Genomic DNA, 15,829 nt, shown 5'->3' with positions numbered 1-15,829 from the left:
GATGGATGGCTAAAGTTAGCTTGTTAATAAGCTGCTTTATCCTGTTGACCGGGTGCTGGGATTCCAAAGAGGTTCAGAGCATTAACTTTATCACGGCTGTAGGGATAGATTATGTAGACAACCATTACGTTGCTTATGCTCAACTTATTGATTTCTCCAATATTGCCAAGCAGGAAGGACCCACTTCAAGGCAAGCAAGTGATATCTGGATCGGGCGGGGTAAGGGTTCTACGCTGAGTATGGCTATTGATGACCTGTATCAAACGTCTCAGCAACAAACGCTGTGGACCCATGTAAAAGCAATTGTTTTATCCAAAAATGTGTTGAATGGACGGCTGGAGGATGTCTTCAATACACTGTTGCATTCAGGCCAACTGAGATATACCCCATGGCTCTACGGTACAGAGCGTAACATTACAGATGTACTCGCTCCCTCTGCCCTGCTGAACCAATCTGCCCAGACCATCGAGCTGTTTGAACCGATGAAGCTGTATAAGCAACATTCCGGTTATGAACCTATCCGGCTTCATCAGCTCCTTGACGGATTCCGGGAGCCTGCTTCCGTTATTCTTTTGCCGTCCGTTACCAACCAGAACGAGACCTGGTATAACGGGGATAAAGCACCTCCGCTCATTAAAATGGATGGGTTTTACGTCATTACAAACGGTAAAAATCAAGGCAGGGTAACGGGCAAAGACGCTAATGGCACACGCTTCGTGAATTATGACCGCGTCTTTCAATATCCGTTGTACGTATACAGCAGCGGGAGCAAAACGCCGGAACTGACACTTAGGCTTAATAACCCAAAGACCAAGATTAAGGCGAGGAAAGAAGGAAACGGTGTAACATTCGACCTGGTTACGTCAGTTAAAAGCGCCATCATCGAGGATCATAACTCTCACCTTTCTCCTCAAGTTATGGAAAAAGAGGCGGAGAAACAGATTGAGTCCGAAATTCGCAATACGTTTGAGAAAACCAAATCACGCAAGATTGATTCCTACGGTTTTGTGGAATATCTCTATCGCCATGACCTCCCCCTGTGGAGACAAGAGGTATATAAACGGGCAAATCCACTTGAGCGGTTTAAACTCGGTAAGGTCGAGGTCCATGTAAAAATCCTCAATGCGAGTACGTATAAATACGATGAGTAACACAAAAAGACGATCAGCAGCCTGCAGCCATGCAAGGTTACGGGTCGTCTTTTCATTTGGTGTTTCATATGTTATCCCAGTGGAAACGCCATAACACTCATGAGTGCCAGTTCAGGCTGCGTTGTATCCAGACGGCTATACTGGACGATAACAGGAATATTGCTGGAGACAGTAATGGCATAGGGTACTCCTGGAGGGATAAGTTGTTCACCTGATCTCAGCGACGCTGTCCGGATATGCTTTGTTCTCCGTGCAGGCACCTCGGCCAAGATATCTTCAAGCGGTTCTCTGTCTTCAAAGTAGATCGTTATTTGCAGCTCTGCATCCACTGCGCCTGTATTCAATACACAGATGCTCTCGTGGCTCTCCAGTGAGCCCGAGCTGTCCGGTGGAATATAACCATCGGGGATTACCCAGTAGGTGTGACCTGTCGCAGTGGAAGATGTTTTATGCGCTGAAGTGTTCGTCTGATCCTGTGCCATAACATAATTCCTCCTTTGCTAATGCAATAATTAGTTAAACGCACGGGAGTCTCGCGGGGCTGGCGCTCTGGCGGGCGGATCGGGCTGTGGGCCGCTGTTGGTTCGGGATTTCTTTTTCATTCCCCCTCAGCAGGGGAAATCCCGCTCCAAAGGCGGACGCTTCGCTCCCTCTGCTCCGATTCCGCCCTCCTTCGCTGCAACGCTCGCCATAGCTTTTTAAAGGCTTATTGCCTTCGCTATGCTCGCTGGGCAACTTAAAAAGCAACCTTGCTCGTTACTTCGTTAACTCGCTGAATAAAAGCAAGGCTAACTCGCGGGGCTGCGCTCTGGCGGGCGGATCGGGCTGTGGGCCGCTGTTGGTTCGGGATTTCTTTTTCATTCCCCCTCAGCAGGGGAAATCCCGCTCCAAAGGCGGACGCTTCGCTCCCTCTGCTCCGATTCCGCCCTCCTCCGCTGCAACGCTCGCCTTGGCTTTTTAAAGGCTTATTGCCTTCGCTATGCTCGCTGGGCAACTTAAAAAGCAACCTTGCTCGTTACTTCGTTAACTCGCTGAATAAAAGCAAGGCTAACTCGCGAGGCAGACGCTTCGGCGGGAGAATCGGGCGGTGGGCCGCTGTTGGCTCGGGATTTCTTCTCATTTCCCCCTCAGCAGGGGAAATCCCGCTCCAAAGGCGGACGCTTCGCTCCCTCTGCTCCGATTCCGCCCTCCTTCGCCCCTCACCTCAAGTACATTTGCAGCGGCTGCAGTCGCAGCTCGCGGATGGCTTCCGCCACCTGCATGGCGAGGCGACGGGCACCGCGCTCCTGAAAATGCGTGTTATCCTCCATGCCTGCAGGAAAGGTCACGTACTCACCCGGAAGCACCCACATAAAATCCTCCTTGCTGCCTTCAATACCCGCTTGCTCGAACAGTATGCGGCTTCGCTCAGCCAGATCGATCAGCGGCACCCCTTCCTCCTCCGCCAGCTCACGCACGGCGACGATATAATCGCCATGCGTGTCGGTCAATGTGCCGTCATCAGCGAAGTAGCGCCGATGCACCGGTGTCATGAGCACCGGACGAGCCTTAGCTTCGCGGGCAGCATTGATATACTTTTTCAAATATTCCTTATATGATGTGAAAGGTTCCGTTCCCCGGTCAGGTCCCGGCTTCTCATCGTTATGTCCAAATTGAATAAACAGAAAATCTTCCGGCTTAATCCTCTCCAGAATGGCATCCAATCTGCCTTCATTGATAAAGCTCCGGGAGCTGCGGCCAGACTGGGCATGATTATCTACAGCAACATCATGTTTGAACTGTGCGGGTAACAGCTGGCCCCAGCCGCAGTATGGATATCCACTTTCCGGCTGATCTGTCACGGTAGAATCACCAGCGAGAAATACTGTCATCGTCTGATTGGCAAGCGTGATCTCCAATGCATTAATCCGTGGCGCGGGACCGGAGAAGGATAGTCGGAGCTTCCCGCCACGAACCACAACCGAGAATCGAACCTCTGCACATTGCCCAGGGAGTGTATGAATGGTTGGTAACATCAGTCTGCCCTCTCCGGCTTTAACACGGGTGATCGTCTCCGCCAATTCATCCCCTGCAATTAACAAGACCTGATAGGTTCCATCGGGTACATCAACGATAAAAGATGCCTTGAGCGGAATACAGAAGCTTGAACGCAATCGGGCAGACACATTGGCCTGCCCTTGTTGGCCGTTATTTGCCCTATTGGAATCCGTTCCTTCGTCTTCACTTATCCGTTGTTTCTCATACACAAGGGAGCCGGATTCAAAACCGTATTCCCCCTGTTCTTCATATGCAGTGCTGGCAGACACTTTCAAATAACCCTCAATCTCACCTGCACTGCCAGAGTCCGGTCCAAAATTGAACTTCCAATGGGTAACGGCCTCTTTATCGCCCTCTGCCGTTGCCTTAGAGACAACAGCCTGACTACCCTGGGCCTTATTCAATAGGAACAACCTCCTTATTCAACATGCTAATCCAGGTTTGAATCCAGTGGTTATCGTTTATCCTTTCAGTCCGCTGGTGCTCATGCCCTGTACAATTTGTTTCTGGAAAATAAAGAACACGGCTACAACCGGTACGAGACTCACAATGGACATCGCGAACATCGCTCCCCAGTTGGAGGCAGACTCACTGTCCAGGAACATTTTCAGCGCCATGGAGACCGTATATTTATCCGGCGAGTTCAGATACAGTACTGGTCCGAGCAAATCTTCCCATCTCCAGTAGAAGGAGAAGATCGCAGCCGTTGCGAGTGACGACTTGATGAGCGGCATAATAATCTGTACATACAGTCTGAACTTGTTACATCCATCAATGGTAGCCGCCTCATCCAGCTCTTTCGGAATTGTACGAATGAACTGAACCATCAGGAAGATAAAAAACGGCATCCCGAAGAACGTAGGTACAACAATCGGCAGAATGGTATTCAACCAGCCAAGCTTCGTGAAGATAATATATTGAGGTACGAGTACAACGTCATGCGGCAGCATCAGAGTCAACATCATCAGGGAGAACCAAAAGTTACGTCCTTTGAAATTGAGTCTGGCAAATCCAAAGGCGATCAGCGATGAGGATAACACGGCACCAATCGTAGAGATGACCACAATAACGAGCGAGTTGGTGATGTAATCCATAAACGGTCTTCCGCCTGCGCCTTTCCAGCCATCCGCGTAGTTACTCCAGATCCATTCCGTAGGGAACAAGGACTCGGCAGTTACGAAAATGGTACGACTTTCTTTGAATGAGCTGAAAAGCATCCATAGAACGGGATAAAGCATCAGGAGGGCCAAAGCTGCAACGAACAGGTGATAGATGGGCCATTTCACATTTCTCCAAACCATCGTTACTTCCCTCCTTCAGATTCATAAAACACCCAGAACTTGGATGTCAGGAACACCGCGACTGTGAGTATACCGATCATAATAAGCATGATCCAGGCCATGGCCGAAGCATAACCCATGTTGTTAAACATAAATGCCTGACGGAACAGATAAAGCGAGTAAAGCATCGTACCGTCCATTGGACCGCCCTCGCCTTTAGAGATGATATATGCAGGTACAAAGGTCATAAATGCACCGATCGTTTGCATAATCAGGTTGAACAGAATGATTGGACTGAGTAGCGGTAAGGTGATACCAAAAAATTTACGTACCGGGTTGGCTCCATCCACACCTGCTGCTTCGTACATCTCGGGAGAGATATTTTTCAGACCAGCGAGGAAAATAAGCATGGAAGATCCAAACTGCCAAACAGATAACGAGATCAGCATAACCAGAGACGCATTCGGGTCACCAAACCAGCTGATAGGCCCGATTCCGATTGCCGTTAATGCACTGTTGATGACACCCTCATTACTGAAAAGGTTACGCCACATTATCGATACGGCCACACTACCACCGATAATGGACGGCAGGTAGTACAAGGTACGATACGTTCCGACCATACGAGATCCCGTATTCAGAATCATGGCTACGAAAAGCGCGAAGACCAGCCTTAGAGGGACACCAATAAACACATACAAGAACGTTACTTTAACCGAATTCCAGTACTTCGGATCATCAAAGAACATTTTGGTGTAGTTGTCCAGCCCTATCCACCGTGGAGAGGTGAACAGGTTATAACTCGTAAACGACATGTATAAGGATACAAACATCGGAATCAGCGTAAAGCCCAGAAAACCGATGATGAAAGGACTAATAAAAGCATACCCGGTCAGGTTTCTGCGCAACGATGAATATTGCCTCAACGGAACGAACCTCCTTTATTGATCTGCTTGCTTCCCGCAGCCTTGCTGCGAGTTACTGACGGGGAAAGGCCCTCGCGTTATGCGAGTAGCCCTATTCCCGTCCATCCCGGTAATGGGATGAGCAAGCGATCATTCAACTGTTATTTATTGTTGGCAAGAACCGCCTCGGCATTTTTGCGGAATGTCGCTGCTGCTTGTTCCGGTGTCACCTTACCAAAGTTCAGTTCCTCCACAACGTCCGCCAGAGAAGCAATGACTTCCGGGGAACCTACCGGTGGTGGTGGACTCATTGGTGAAGCCTTAGGCTCCATGGACGCTACGAAATCAAATACCTGTTTCGTTGCATCACTCAACTCAGGAGCGATTGCTTCCTTGATTTTGCCGGAGATCGGCACACCGCGCTCGCCTTTGATCAGTTTGTTCGCTTCCACGTCATTCACCCAGAAATCGATGAATTTGGCCGCTTCTTCCTTCACTTTTGAGTTCGATGTTACAGCCCAGTACATACTTGGCTGCATATAAAGTCCTTTTTCCATGTCAGGACCAGGCATTGGTGCAAACGCTAACGGACGGTTGGCTACCTGCTGCAAGGCCACAAACTGGTTGGACCATTGCCATACGCCAATTCCTTTTTCCTTGACCAGATCGGATTCCTCGATAATACCTTTTGTCTGGTTCGCCACATCCGGTGAAGGCGCTGCGCCCTGCTCGATCATCCGGCGCATGAGTCCGAAGAACTCAACGAATAGTTTGTCGTCATCATAGCCAAGACCGGTTCCTTCAGCATTGTAGAGGGACAATCCTTTGGTACGCAGGAAATAGTGGAAAAAGATATCCGGCGCTACGCCCCCATCCAAAAAGAGTCCTTTGGCAGCCGTTTGTTTGCCAAGCTCTTCATACGATTCCCAAGTCATGTTTTCGGGAATAGCATCCACACCCGCTTTTTTGAGCAGAGCAGGATCATACTGGAAACCCAGTACGTTAACACCAGCAGGTACCCCATATTGTTTGCTGTTGATAACGCCTGTGCTGATTACGTTCTCGGATACATCGTCCACTTTAATCTGGTTTCCGAGGTACGGGGACAGATCTTCGAGCTGTCCATTCTGTGCATATTGGCTGATGTAGGAAATATCCATCTGAACAATGTCTGGCAGTTGATTCGCTGCAGCTTGTGGAGCGAGTTTTTTCCAGTAGTCATCGAACGAAGCATATTCCACGTCAATTTTGACGTTCGGGTTTTTCTCTTTGTACAAGTCAATGACCTTCTGTGTATATTCGTGACGTGCATCCGATCCCCACCATGCGATACGAAGTGTTACCGAACCATCCGCAGATGTTTCGCCCGATCCTCCGCTGCTGCTGCATGCCGTTGTTAATACCAGCAATGCCGCCATCATCAGGAATATTGCCTTTTTCACCATGCCAATCTCCCCTTTTATGTTGAAATGGTTGTGTGAACGAGTTACCTTTTATTTTCTGATAACGCTTTCACGAACTTTATATTGTCATTTTCTCAAATGTCGGACCATAGTTGAATACACAAAACCGTCTTGTTGGTTCAAAAAACAGAGGAGGACAACTGCACCTCTATCAGCGCTGTTTGTCCCCCTCATATATCAACTCCATGTTCGTCAGTCAATTGTTATAAGCCAGTTCTACGAAATTCGGTAGGTGTCATGCCGGTCCACTTTTTGAACACCTGACTGAAATATTGTGAATTCCCTCCGAAGCCAAACAATTCGGCAAGCTCAAAAACCTTCACATCCCCGCCTCTGCGAATATGGTCGCAAGCACGCTCAATGCGTAAACGATTCACATAATTGGAGAAGTTTTCTCCCGTCACTTTTTTGAAAATCTTCCCGAGATAATCCGGATTCATATATAACATCTGATGGGCAACCCCGTTAAGAGAGAGATCAGCCTCGCCATAGTGTCGATCCACAATATCCATCATCTTCTCCACGGCAGAAGACTGACGGCTAATATGGTTTTTGTAATAACCGGAGGTTAACCGGGCTGCACTGCTGGCAACAAAGGATTTTAAGCCAGACAAGGTATCGATGTGGGGCAGCTCTGCCATCCGCTGGGTGAATTCCGTCGCCTCCTCAGGAGGACAGACATGAATCATTGCGGAATACAACTGCACCACATACGAACGAGTAATCCCAATTTCCAGCTGCTGACCGGACAAAAGCTCGAACAAGCGATCCACTTCAGCTGCAGCTTCTTCGGTATTGCCTGACTTAATCAACTGGCAGAGCTGCTCTGCATCTTGTTCAACATGTACACCGTCGCATTCGCCGGCCAGCTCCAGATCACTTTTGGTAATCAGCTTGCCTTCACCGATAAAAAAGCGGTGGTTCAGACATTGCAGTGCCTCACGGAACAGACGTCGGGACTGGATCATTCGATCTGCTTCACTGAGGGCAGCCGTAACTTCCAGTTTATATAGTCTGGTGAAAGCAGCCCGCACTTCCTCGATGCTCTTCTTCAGACCGACCGAATCGGCAGAGTCCCCCAGCAGAATTAACAGTTTGCCTTCAATGGTAGTGCTTAACAGAACATGGGGCAGCAGATCACTGGCAATATTTTTGATCGCAAATAAATGACTATAATCATGTTCATCTGCGATTCGGAACAGCAGCAGCCGAACTTCGTTATCCTCCAGCTCCAGGTCAAACAGCTCCTGATAATATTCCAAATCGACCGGACCATAGGTTTGGTTCGTCATAAACTCCAGCAGGAACTGCTCCTTCACATGTGGCAGCACCCGCTGCAGCCGCTGTTTCATCTCTCCGGCCACATGTTCCTTCACCTGGGCATCCTGGTGTTCCTGAAGCAACTCGGACAAGGCATCGTGAATCTGGTTCTCGTTACACGGTTTGAGTAGATAATGCTTTACTCCATATTGCATGGCCCGGCGAGCGTATTCGAACTCTTTGTAGCCAGACAGCATGATGAAGCGGAGTCCAGGGTAAGCTTCGGATGCTTTTTCAATGAGTCCAAGACCATCAAGGCCTGGCATCGAAATATCCGTAATAATAATATCCGGTCTGGATTGACCGATTTTATCCAGCGCTTCAATACCGTTTCTCGCCGTATCCACCAGTTCCGTCCCCGCCGCAGCCCAATCCACGACTTGCGAAATTCCCTCCAGAATGACACGTTCATCATCTACGAGCATCACTTTGTACATCGTCATCGTCCTCTCTGATCCAAGGTATTCTGATCGATACTACGGTCCCTGATCCGGGATTGCTGCTCATGATCATTTCGCCTTCGTCGCCGAAGGTCAACCTGATCCGTTCCTTGATGTTTGACAGCCCGATCCCCTGTCCCCTCGTCTGTATGCGTCCCTCCTGCAATTGCTCCAAAAATTCGGCAGTCATGCCCGGGCCGTCGTCCTCCACCTCAATTACAACATGGTCTCCATCCGCTCTCGCCCTAATCCGAATTCGGCAAGGTTCTATGCTTGGCTCCAATGCATAATGAATGGCGTTCTCTACCAATGGCTGCAAGGTTAACTTCGGAATGCGGGCAGTTCCCACTTCGGGCGCAATGTCCATGTCAAAATCAAGTCTTTCCTCGAACCGCGTGTGCTGAATCGTCACATAACTGCGGACGATGTCCAGTTCCCTTTCCAAAGTAATCCACTTCTCGGACATGTTCACTGAGCTTCGCAGCAGAAATCCGAGGGCCTCAACCATTTCGGAGATTTGGTGCTGCTTCTGTACTTTGGCAAGCCAGTTGATTGATTCCAGTGTGTTATATAGAAAATGTGGATTAATCTGCGCCTGAAGCGCTTTCAATTCAGTCTCTCGTATCACAAGTTGCTTCGCATAATTCTCGTCAATGAGCTCGCGTATACGCTGTAACATCATCTTGAACGTGCGGTGCAGCAATCCAACCTCATTTTGTGAAGATATCGGGACATTGCCCAGCGCTGCTTCCTCCAGCTTATCCAGATCGCCTTTTTCGATATTTCGCATTTTCTTGATCAACTGGGCGATGGGTTGTGTAATGCTGCGAGAAAACTTGGCTCCAAATATAAGCGCCGCCAGAAATATCATGATAAAAATAACGGTTACCAGCTGTTTAACAAACTGGATCTGCTTAAACATCTGGTCAAAGGGCGTCATATACAGATACACCCAATCGGTATAGGGAGAATTTGCACGGGCGACAAAATTCCTTCCCTGCTCAAACATGGCTATCCCATAGGGTTGAGTGCGCTTCAGTTCAGACTCGATTTCAGATTTACTGACAGTCGACTCTGTTGGGTAGATTACTTCCCGGCCATCTGTAATTAATAGCTGTGAATCCTCTGCCGGGTGCTGCATCTGGTCCTGCACAATCCGATCCAGTCGTACACGAATAACGAGAGTTCCCAGCTTCTCCAGCGTGAACGCTCCACCGGTAAAAGACTTCACCTGTCTAACTGACAGTAGTCTGGCTTGTTGGTCGCCGCCCGTGTACCAGGCATTGGAGCCCGAATATTGTTGTGCCAGTGCAACTAATTCACTCTGCTTCGACTCCGAGATCCCCTCCCGGTTTCCAGCTGCCATAATATTATTATCATTATCGATAAAGATCATGGAATAGACGTATTTCTCCGAACCTGCATATGCGACCAATCGGTTGGTAATTTTTTTGCGCAGGCCATTTTGCTCATATCCCGTTTCGGCTTTTTCCAACTGAAGAAGGTATTGCTGGAGCGGCTCGTCAGACATGACTTTAAAGGATAGATTAGAGATTTCACGCAGCTGGTTCTCGATGCCTACCGAAGACATATTCAGCACCTGTGAGGACTTCTCATAGATCTGTCGGTCATAAATGCCGAACACATATCCCAGGACAGACACATAGAACGTGAAGCTGATCAGCATCAGTAATCCGATGAGAAGAATGGTTTTGTGATGAATCGGCAATGTCGTGAAAGCGTTCTTAATTTTTCTCATCCAAAGCGCTCCTTTGGCTCGCGAAGGGTGCTGCCATTCGATACTGTTTTCGATCTGCTGTAAGTTATTTTCATATTTACACATCCATGGTCAGATGACAAGTCATATTTATGCAACATTTTAGGTTATTCCCGAAGGGTGGTAGGTTTTATTTTAATGGAAATTATAGTAATTTATATATTAATAATTCCAAAGGAGGAAATATGAATTCTACCCATATACTTATTCTCATTATTTTGCTACTTTTTCTTTTCCTATCACTAAATGAAATCATTAAGTTTATAGCTCGCAAAGATAAAGAATCGCCCCCACCAGTAAACGTAAGACTTTGGCTTATTCCTTTGTTATCTCTACTGATCATTGTTCCTGTTGCTTTTTTCACAGTACTATATAGTTTGTTTTTTTATACTTTTGGGGGTATGAGTAATTCGTTATATTTTGAACAGATTGGTGATGGGATTATATTTTCTGTATTTATTTTAATTGGATTTATATTATTTGAAACGCTTATTCATCCTATTATCATTGCTGCCTTGAACTATGGTGTAATAAGACATGTTTCAGTTTATACCAGAAATTCTGTCACAATATTAATCGACGGTATCATTATTTATTTTTTGGGCTCTACCTTTGAAGGGGTATATATCCAAGATTTCTGGTCAGCTCTATCCATTTCAGTTTTATATCATATTATAGAATGGATATTCACTTGGATTCACCATCTTTACAAAAAGAGGAAAACTAATATGACTTTATAATTTCATTCAGTCTCCCAAGTAAAAATGCTAAAGCCTTCCTAATTAGTAGGAAGGCTTTAGCATTTTTACTTAAATCCTTTTAAGTTCACAAACTTTATTTAATAAACTTTATTACATTTTATGGATTTACAAATACCGTTTTTAACTTGGCTACATACTGCACATCAAAGCCAAGACCCTCGGCGACCATGGCGAGAGGTACATACGTTTTGGATTCTGTGCCCACCTTGTTCAGGAATGCAGGTGTATCCACGGCTACGGATGCACCATTCACCTGAACAGCCGTTGCACCAATCTTCACGGCAACCTTGCGATCCCCATATGTAATCGTTGCAGTTGATGTTTTATTATCCCATACCGTGGTTGCGCCAACAGCGTTCACGATATCCTGGATCGCCACAAAGTTTTTGCCATTGCGGATGATCGGTTTGTACGGCGTATCCAGCGTTTTACCGCTGACAATAATATTCATCGGCTGGCCTGCAGCAGGAGCAGTCAGCTTGGTGTAATCGCCCCAGATTGTTTCTGCGAATACTTTCGCAATCGCTTCATATCCGAACTGGTTCGGGTGGAAGTCGCGATCCTTAATCATGTGAGTCATCGTGCCTTCACCGCCAATAAACTCTTTGGCGACATGAGCCACTTTTACATCCATTCCTTTAGCAGCAAATTCAGTCGCAATTCCATCAATGGTCGCAGTAAACCCTTGGGAAGCTTCCATCAGTTTCGCATAGAGTGCTTTGCCAGCTACTTCAGGCATAGGTTGGTACTGGTCTGCAATTACAATTTTGGTATTAGGATTAATCTCATGAATATCATTGATAACTGCGCTAACATTAGCTGTATAAGAAGATAGCAATTCCTTCACTTTGGCTTCCAGTTCCGCGTCACTCAGCTTATCTGCTGAACCGAGCAACTCGGATACATCGTTCCCTCCGATTGTGATGGCAACCAGATTGGCTTCAGCTACACTCTCCCGGATGGCCGCAATATTGGCTCCAACTTGTGCCGCTCTTGGGTCAGGCAGGCTTGGTTGGATGGCCTCGGAAGTGAGCGCTTTCCCTTCCTTGATCGCATCTACAAAGTTTTTCAATCCACTGCTCTTCAATCCGGCAATACCATAGTTGTCCACCTGAGTACGTCCGTGAAGCAGACCTTGTTCCTGCAACCGTTCTACATAACCATATGGCAATTCTTTGAGGTTCGGCTCATACCCTACGGTGATGGAGTCCCCCAATGTGACGAGGCGGAATTCCTTGGTTACCGCTACCGCATCTTTCTGTACAGGCAATGATGATGTTACGCTTCCTGCCGGTAACGCACTACTATCCGCAGCATGAGCAGACTGTGCGGATGATGCCAAAATCAGCATGCCTGCCAGCATACTTGCCGTTAATCCCGCGGCGGTACTTCTCCATATGCGTTTACGCTTCATTCTTAGAACACTCCTTTTTCTTGTATCTATAAAATAAAAAAATACTTACATTTACACTGTTCACTCCGATGACAGAAGTTCGTGTAACTCTATTCTAACATTATTAAAGGGGCGCTGTCGTCTTCACGAAAAAGTAGGCGCTCACCCTGTACGTGTGAAATAGGCTACCCCGTAAGTAAGTTCTCCCCTCTGATTCGTCGTCGCTGGTCCCCAAGCTAACGAACAAAAGAAGCTTCCCGCCATATTCATGACTACTGGAAGCCCCTTCGATTAACACCAATAAAAATGCTATCCTGTCAAGACCTCGGTTTCTCCGACTCTCCAGAATCTGAATCAATCGGATCGGTATCCGGTTTGTTCCCGGCAGGCCGCTCAAGGTAGCGATCGTAGCGATCATCCACCTCACGTGCCATGTCCCGGTACTTCAACGTTTCTTCGACAATCGGGTCCCGTTCTGTCTGAATGCGAACCTCGTACTTGGGAGGAATCAGCTGACGTTCACGTTTGTCAGCATCGCCGGACTCCTCCATGTCCCCTTCAGTCAGCATATCACTCAAACGTCGTTCCAGTTCTTTGGATTCATCCATTGTTGTTCGCTCCTTAAATTAAACTCACATATGCGCTTACCTTATTATTGCACTTTCACTTCGTTGACAGAACAATCTTTCGATCGCTGTTATCCCCAGATTTCTATGATTTCCTTGTCCAAGGGAGAAATCCGGTGATAAAGGCGAGCGCTACGCTTCTTCAGATTTGTTCAGTCCCCTCCGTTTAATGTGCAATTTCAATTTTTCAAGCAATGATGAGTTGAATAAACTCACTCACTCCAAACCTGTTGCGTTGGATTCCTTCAGCACATCCGTAAGTGCATCATGAATCTTGCCATTGCTGGCAACCACATGACTTACGGACAGTTGGTAAGGCGTCCCGACGGTATCGGTAACCTTGCCACCGGATTCCTCAACCAGCAGTGCACCTGCCGCGATATCCCAAGGCTTCAGACCAACTTCGGTATAAGCGCTGAGGCGCCCCGCTGCAACATATGCCAAGTGCAGGGCGGCAGAACCACCTGCACGCAGGCTGCGTACTTGCGGTGCCAGTGCCTGAACAGCGGCCATATTGATTGGCAGCGCGTAGGTTGTATCCGCCGGGAAGCCAACCGCGATCAGGCTCTGAGCCAGTTCCTGTTCACCCGATACAAGCATCCGGTTTCCGTGCACGTAAGCGCCTTTTCCTTTTTCCGCAACAAACATCTCGTCACGGGAAGGATCGTAGATTACTCCAACAATCACCTCACCGTTATGAGCCAAAGCGATGGATACCGAATAGAACGGAAAACCGTGCACAAAGTTCGTCGTTCCGTCCACCGGGTCCACAATCCAGAGAAACTCTTCTTCCTCAGCTTCTTTCAGTGCCTTCGCTGATGCTTCCGGTCCTGGTTCCACGCCTTCTTCACCCAGAATGGCATGATGGGGAAAATGCGTCAGAATCAGGCGGCGGATCATCTGCTCTGCACCTTTATCCACTTCAGTAACGAGATCCTGCGGCGAATACTTGGTTCCAGGCTCCCCCACCGTTCCGAGACGGCTCTTGATCCACTCTCCAGCTTTGGAAGCTGCATTAATGGCGACGGCAGTATAGCTTTTGCTTGTCACGACATAAGGTGTTTTTTCCTTCTCATTCAAAGCGTTCACTCTACTTTCTATATCAATCTACGAAAAATTAAAATACTTGTTAAAAGTATACGCCCCAAGGGTCGTAAAGTTTCTCGTTGCCCAGGCCCCTTTTGGCGCTACGGATGAATGATAACCGTCGATTCGTCCACCCACTCCACACCCTCTTCGTGATAGAATGCTAGTTTCTGCATTAACTGCACCAGAGCTTCATCCTTGCGCTTGGCCTCAATCATCACATCAAGGGCGGGTGTATCGGCTGCAATATGACGTAAAAAAGCGAGCATCGGCTCCACCTCAACACCGTCAGCATGACCACGCAGGTCCTTCTCACTCTTTGGACTGGAGACGTGAATTTTGGGAGGCAACGGCTTGTCTGCCGGTGAATCCGCTTGAGCCAGCGGAGACTCCCACGTCTTCAATATATCCGGCCAAAGATCCCACGGCTGTTCGCCTTCATTGTTCACCCATTGATGGTGGATATCCAGCACCATAGGCAGCCCCACACGTTGACATACTGCAAGTGTCTCGGGTGCATTGAACGTTTTGTCATCATTTTCAAGCGTCATCCGTTCCTGAATATCCCGATCCAGCTTCAGAAAATTTTCTTCAAAACGCAGCGCTGCACTAGGCTTGTCCCCGTATGCACCACCAATATGTATATTGTTCTTGGCAGTGGCATTCAGCCCCATGGCATCCAGCATACGTACATGATGACGAAGGTCGCGCATGGAGTTGCGCAGCACTTCCTCACGAGGCGTACTAAGTACCGTAAAATGGTCCGGGTGGAAAGACACACGCATCTCGTTCTCCTTCACAAAATCGCCAATCGCGGCGAAATCCTGCTTAAGTCCGGGAAACGGGTCCCAATCACTGAGATCCTCATGCGTTGCCAGCGGAATTAATTTGGAGGAGAAACGATATACATGAATATGGCTTCCTTTGTTGTGTCTGAGCAAACGTAATGTATTATGCAAATTCTCGGCCGCAATCCGTTCAAGTTTGCGAATTGCCGCTTCCCTATCATCAATTTTCTTAAAGCTGGACATGGTCATCGTCCGGGAAGGAGAAGCATTCTCCACAAGCACGGACATCGCCACATAGCCAAAACGTACAAGCATGAATTTCTTCCTCTCTATTAGGGCGGGATTCCTTCCCGACATATGAAGCCGGCAGTCTTCCCTTCACTTTATATAACCAAGTTTTACCCTAAAAGAGTGACCATAATCGTGATTTGGGCAAATCCGTCCATTCGTCCCGATCCACATGTAACAAACTAGCCCTGTGCCTGTTCACCAAAGAACATCTCGTCCGCGAGAGCCGTCTGAATGCGTGATTCTTCCTCGTTCAGTTTACGGATCAATTGCATCTCCACTTCGGTCACTTCTTGACCCTGGAAGTTAATCTCCGCAATGGAGACTACGATTTTTACGATGGCTACGGCCACGTTATCCGGTGTGTAAGCAATGACTTTCTGTCCGGTAGGAAATACACGAAAGCCTTGTTTGACCATTTTGCCACGGCCGTATTCAAGCAATTCAAACAGCTCTTGTTCATTCTTGAACTTGCACACGGAATTGAATTCGGTCTGAAATCCCATTCATACCC

At 47.8% G+C, this 15,829-nt stretch carries 14 protein-coding genes; 2 read left to right on the top strand and 12 right to left on the bottom strand.

Annotated features, from left to right (window positions below; genetic code table 11):
* The first annotated feature begins 5 nt into the window (after window positions 1–5).
* Window positions 6–1,151 carry a Ger(x)C family spore germination protein gene (locus MKY42_RS03720; RefSeq protein ID WP_339848644.1) on the top strand — a complete coding sequence of 382 codons (1,146 nt, stop codon included), beginning with the start codon at window positions 6–8 and terminating at the stop codon, window positions 1,149–1,151.
* A gap of 71 nt (window positions 1,152–1,222) precedes the next feature.
* On the opposite strand, the gene MKY42_RS03715 is transcribed toward MKY42_RS03720, so the two are convergent.
* From MKY42_RS03715 to MKY42_RS03685, 7 genes are all read right to left on the bottom strand, one after another.
* The gene (locus MKY42_RS03715) at window positions 1,223–1,633 is read right to left on the bottom strand and encodes a sensory rhodopsin transducer (protein ID WP_339848640.1); all 411 of its coding nucleotides are present in this window, start codon (window positions 1,631–1,633) and stop codon (window positions 1,223–1,225) included.
* Window positions 1,634–2,350: 717 nt separating this feature from the next.
* Window positions 2,351–3,475 (bottom strand): rhamnogalacturonan acetylesterase, encoded by a 1,125-nt coding sequence (locus MKY42_RS03710; protein WP_339852691.1) that lies wholly within the window; start codon window positions 3,473–3,475, stop codon window positions 2,351–2,353.
* Window positions 3,476–3,649: 174 nt separating this feature from the next.
* Window positions 3,650–4,489: a carbohydrate ABC transporter permease gene (locus tag MKY42_RS03705; protein WP_024633028.1), complete on the bottom strand. Its 840-nt coding sequence runs from the start codon at window positions 4,487–4,489 to the stop codon at window positions 3,650–3,652.
* Between the two features lie 2 nt (window positions 4,490–4,491).
* The gene (locus MKY42_RS03700; protein ID WP_076292266.1) at window positions 4,492–5,394 is read right to left on the bottom strand and encodes a sugar ABC transporter permease; all 903 of its coding nucleotides are present in this window, start codon (window positions 5,392–5,394) and stop codon (window positions 4,492–4,494) included.
* Between the two features lie 140 nt (window positions 5,395–5,534).
* A complete protein-coding gene (locus tag MKY42_RS03695) occupies window positions 5,535–6,818 on the bottom strand; it encodes a sugar ABC transporter substrate-binding protein (RefSeq protein WP_090904312.1) in 1,284 nt (427 codons plus the stop codon).
* 221 nt (window positions 6,819–7,039) lie between these two features.
* On the bottom strand, window positions 7,040–8,593 hold the full coding sequence (locus MKY42_RS03690) for a response regulator (RefSeq protein WP_090904311.1): 1,554 nt from the start codon (window positions 8,591–8,593) through the stop codon (window positions 7,040–7,042).
* Window positions 8,568–10,355 carry a histidine kinase gene (locus tag MKY42_RS03685; protein WP_090904310.1) on the bottom strand — a complete coding sequence of 596 codons (1,788 nt, stop codon included), beginning with the start codon at window positions 10,353–10,355 and terminating at the stop codon, window positions 8,568–8,570. Before MKY42_RS03685 ends, MKY42_RS03690 begins: the two co-directional genes overlap by 26 nt.
* A gap of 203 nt (window positions 10,356–10,558) precedes the next feature.
* On the opposite strand from MKY42_RS03685, the gene MKY42_RS03680 reads away from it, so the two are divergent.
* Window positions 10,559–11,113: a hypothetical protein gene (locus MKY42_RS03680; RefSeq protein WP_339848632.1), complete on the top strand. Its 555-nt coding sequence runs from the start codon at window positions 10,559–10,561 to the stop codon at window positions 11,111–11,113.
* Between the two features lie 118 nt (window positions 11,114–11,231).
* Here the strand turns inward: MKY42_RS03680 and MKY42_RS03675 are convergent, their stop codons facing one another.
* From MKY42_RS03675 to MKY42_RS03655, 5 genes are all read right to left on the bottom strand, one after another.
* On the bottom strand, window positions 11,232–12,548 hold the full coding sequence (locus tag MKY42_RS03675; RefSeq protein WP_339848629.1) for a stalk domain-containing protein: 1,317 nt from the start codon (window positions 12,546–12,548) through the stop codon (window positions 11,232–11,234).
* 296 nt (window positions 12,549–12,844) lie between these two features.
* Complete coding sequence (locus MKY42_RS03670; RefSeq protein ID WP_339848627.1) at window positions 12,845–13,135, bottom strand: hypothetical protein; 291 nt, start codon at window positions 13,133–13,135, stop codon at window positions 12,845–12,847.
* 234 nt (window positions 13,136–13,369) lie between these two features.
* The gene (locus MKY42_RS03665; protein WP_339848624.1) at window positions 13,370–14,242 is read right to left on the bottom strand and encodes an inositol monophosphatase family protein; all 873 of its coding nucleotides are present in this window, start codon (window positions 14,240–14,242) and stop codon (window positions 13,370–13,372) included.
* 98 nt (window positions 14,243–14,340) lie between these two features.
* The gene (gene uvsE, locus MKY42_RS03660; protein WP_339848620.1) at window positions 14,341–15,342 is read right to left on the bottom strand and encodes a UV DNA damage repair endonuclease UvsE; all 1,002 of its coding nucleotides are present in this window, start codon (window positions 15,340–15,342) and stop codon (window positions 14,341–14,343) included.
* Between the two features lie 155 nt (window positions 15,343–15,497).
* A complete protein-coding gene (locus MKY42_RS03655; protein WP_053779624.1) occupies window positions 15,498–15,821 on the bottom strand; it encodes a hypothetical protein in 324 nt (107 codons plus the stop codon).
* Between the last annotated feature and the right edge of the window lie 8 nt (window positions 15,822–15,829).

Origin of the sequence: Paenibacillus sp. FSL W7-1088, from assembly GCF_037969855.1 — a bacterium.
Taxonomy (GTDB): domain Bacteria; phylum Bacillota; class Bacilli; order Paenibacillales; family Paenibacillaceae; genus Paenibacillus.
This window is presented reverse-complemented; position numbering and strand designations above follow the sequence as displayed.

Excerpts from the sequence above, each read along its gene's own strand:
- MKY42_RS03720 (WP_339848644.1), top strand. The coding sequence starts at position 6 with ATGGCTAAAGTTAGCTTGTTAATAAGCTGCTTTATCCTGTTGACCGGG.
- MKY42_RS03715 (WP_339848640.1), bottom strand. The coding sequence starts at position 1,633 with ATGGCACAGGATCAGACGAACACTTCAGCGCATAAAACATCTTCCACT.
- MKY42_RS03705 (WP_024633028.1), bottom strand. The coding sequence starts at position 4,489 with ATGGTTTGGAGAAATGTGAAATGGCCCATCTATCACCTGTTCGTTGCA.
- MKY42_RS03695 (WP_090904312.1), bottom strand. The coding sequence starts at position 6,818 with ATGGTGAAAAAGGCAATATTCCTGATGATGGCGGCATTGCTGGTATTA.
- MKY42_RS03690 (WP_090904311.1), bottom strand. The coding sequence starts at position 8,593 with ATGTACAAAGTGATGCTCGTAGATGATGAACGTGTCATTCTGGAGGGA.
- MKY42_RS03685 (WP_090904310.1), bottom strand. The coding sequence starts at position 10,355 with ATGAGAAAAATTAAGAACGCTTTCACGACATTGCCGATTCATCACAAA.
- MKY42_RS03680 (WP_339848632.1), top strand. The coding sequence starts at position 10,559 with ATGAATTCTACCCATATACTTATTCTCATTATTTTGCTACTTTTTCTT.
- MKY42_RS03675 (WP_339848629.1), bottom strand. The coding sequence starts at position 12,548 with ATGAAGCGTAAACGCATATGGAGAAGTACCGCCGCGGGATTAACGGCA.
- MKY42_RS03670 (WP_339848627.1), bottom strand. The coding sequence starts at position 13,135 with ATGGATGAATCCAAAGAACTGGAACGACGTTTGAGTGATATGCTGACT.
- uvsE (WP_339848620.1), bottom strand. The coding sequence starts at position 15,342 with ATGCTTGTACGTTTTGGCTATGTGGCGATGTCCGTGCTTGTGGAGAAT.
- MKY42_RS03655 (WP_053779624.1), bottom strand. The coding sequence starts at position 15,821 with ATGGGATTTCAGACCGAATTCAATTCCGTGTGCAAGTTCAAGAATGAA.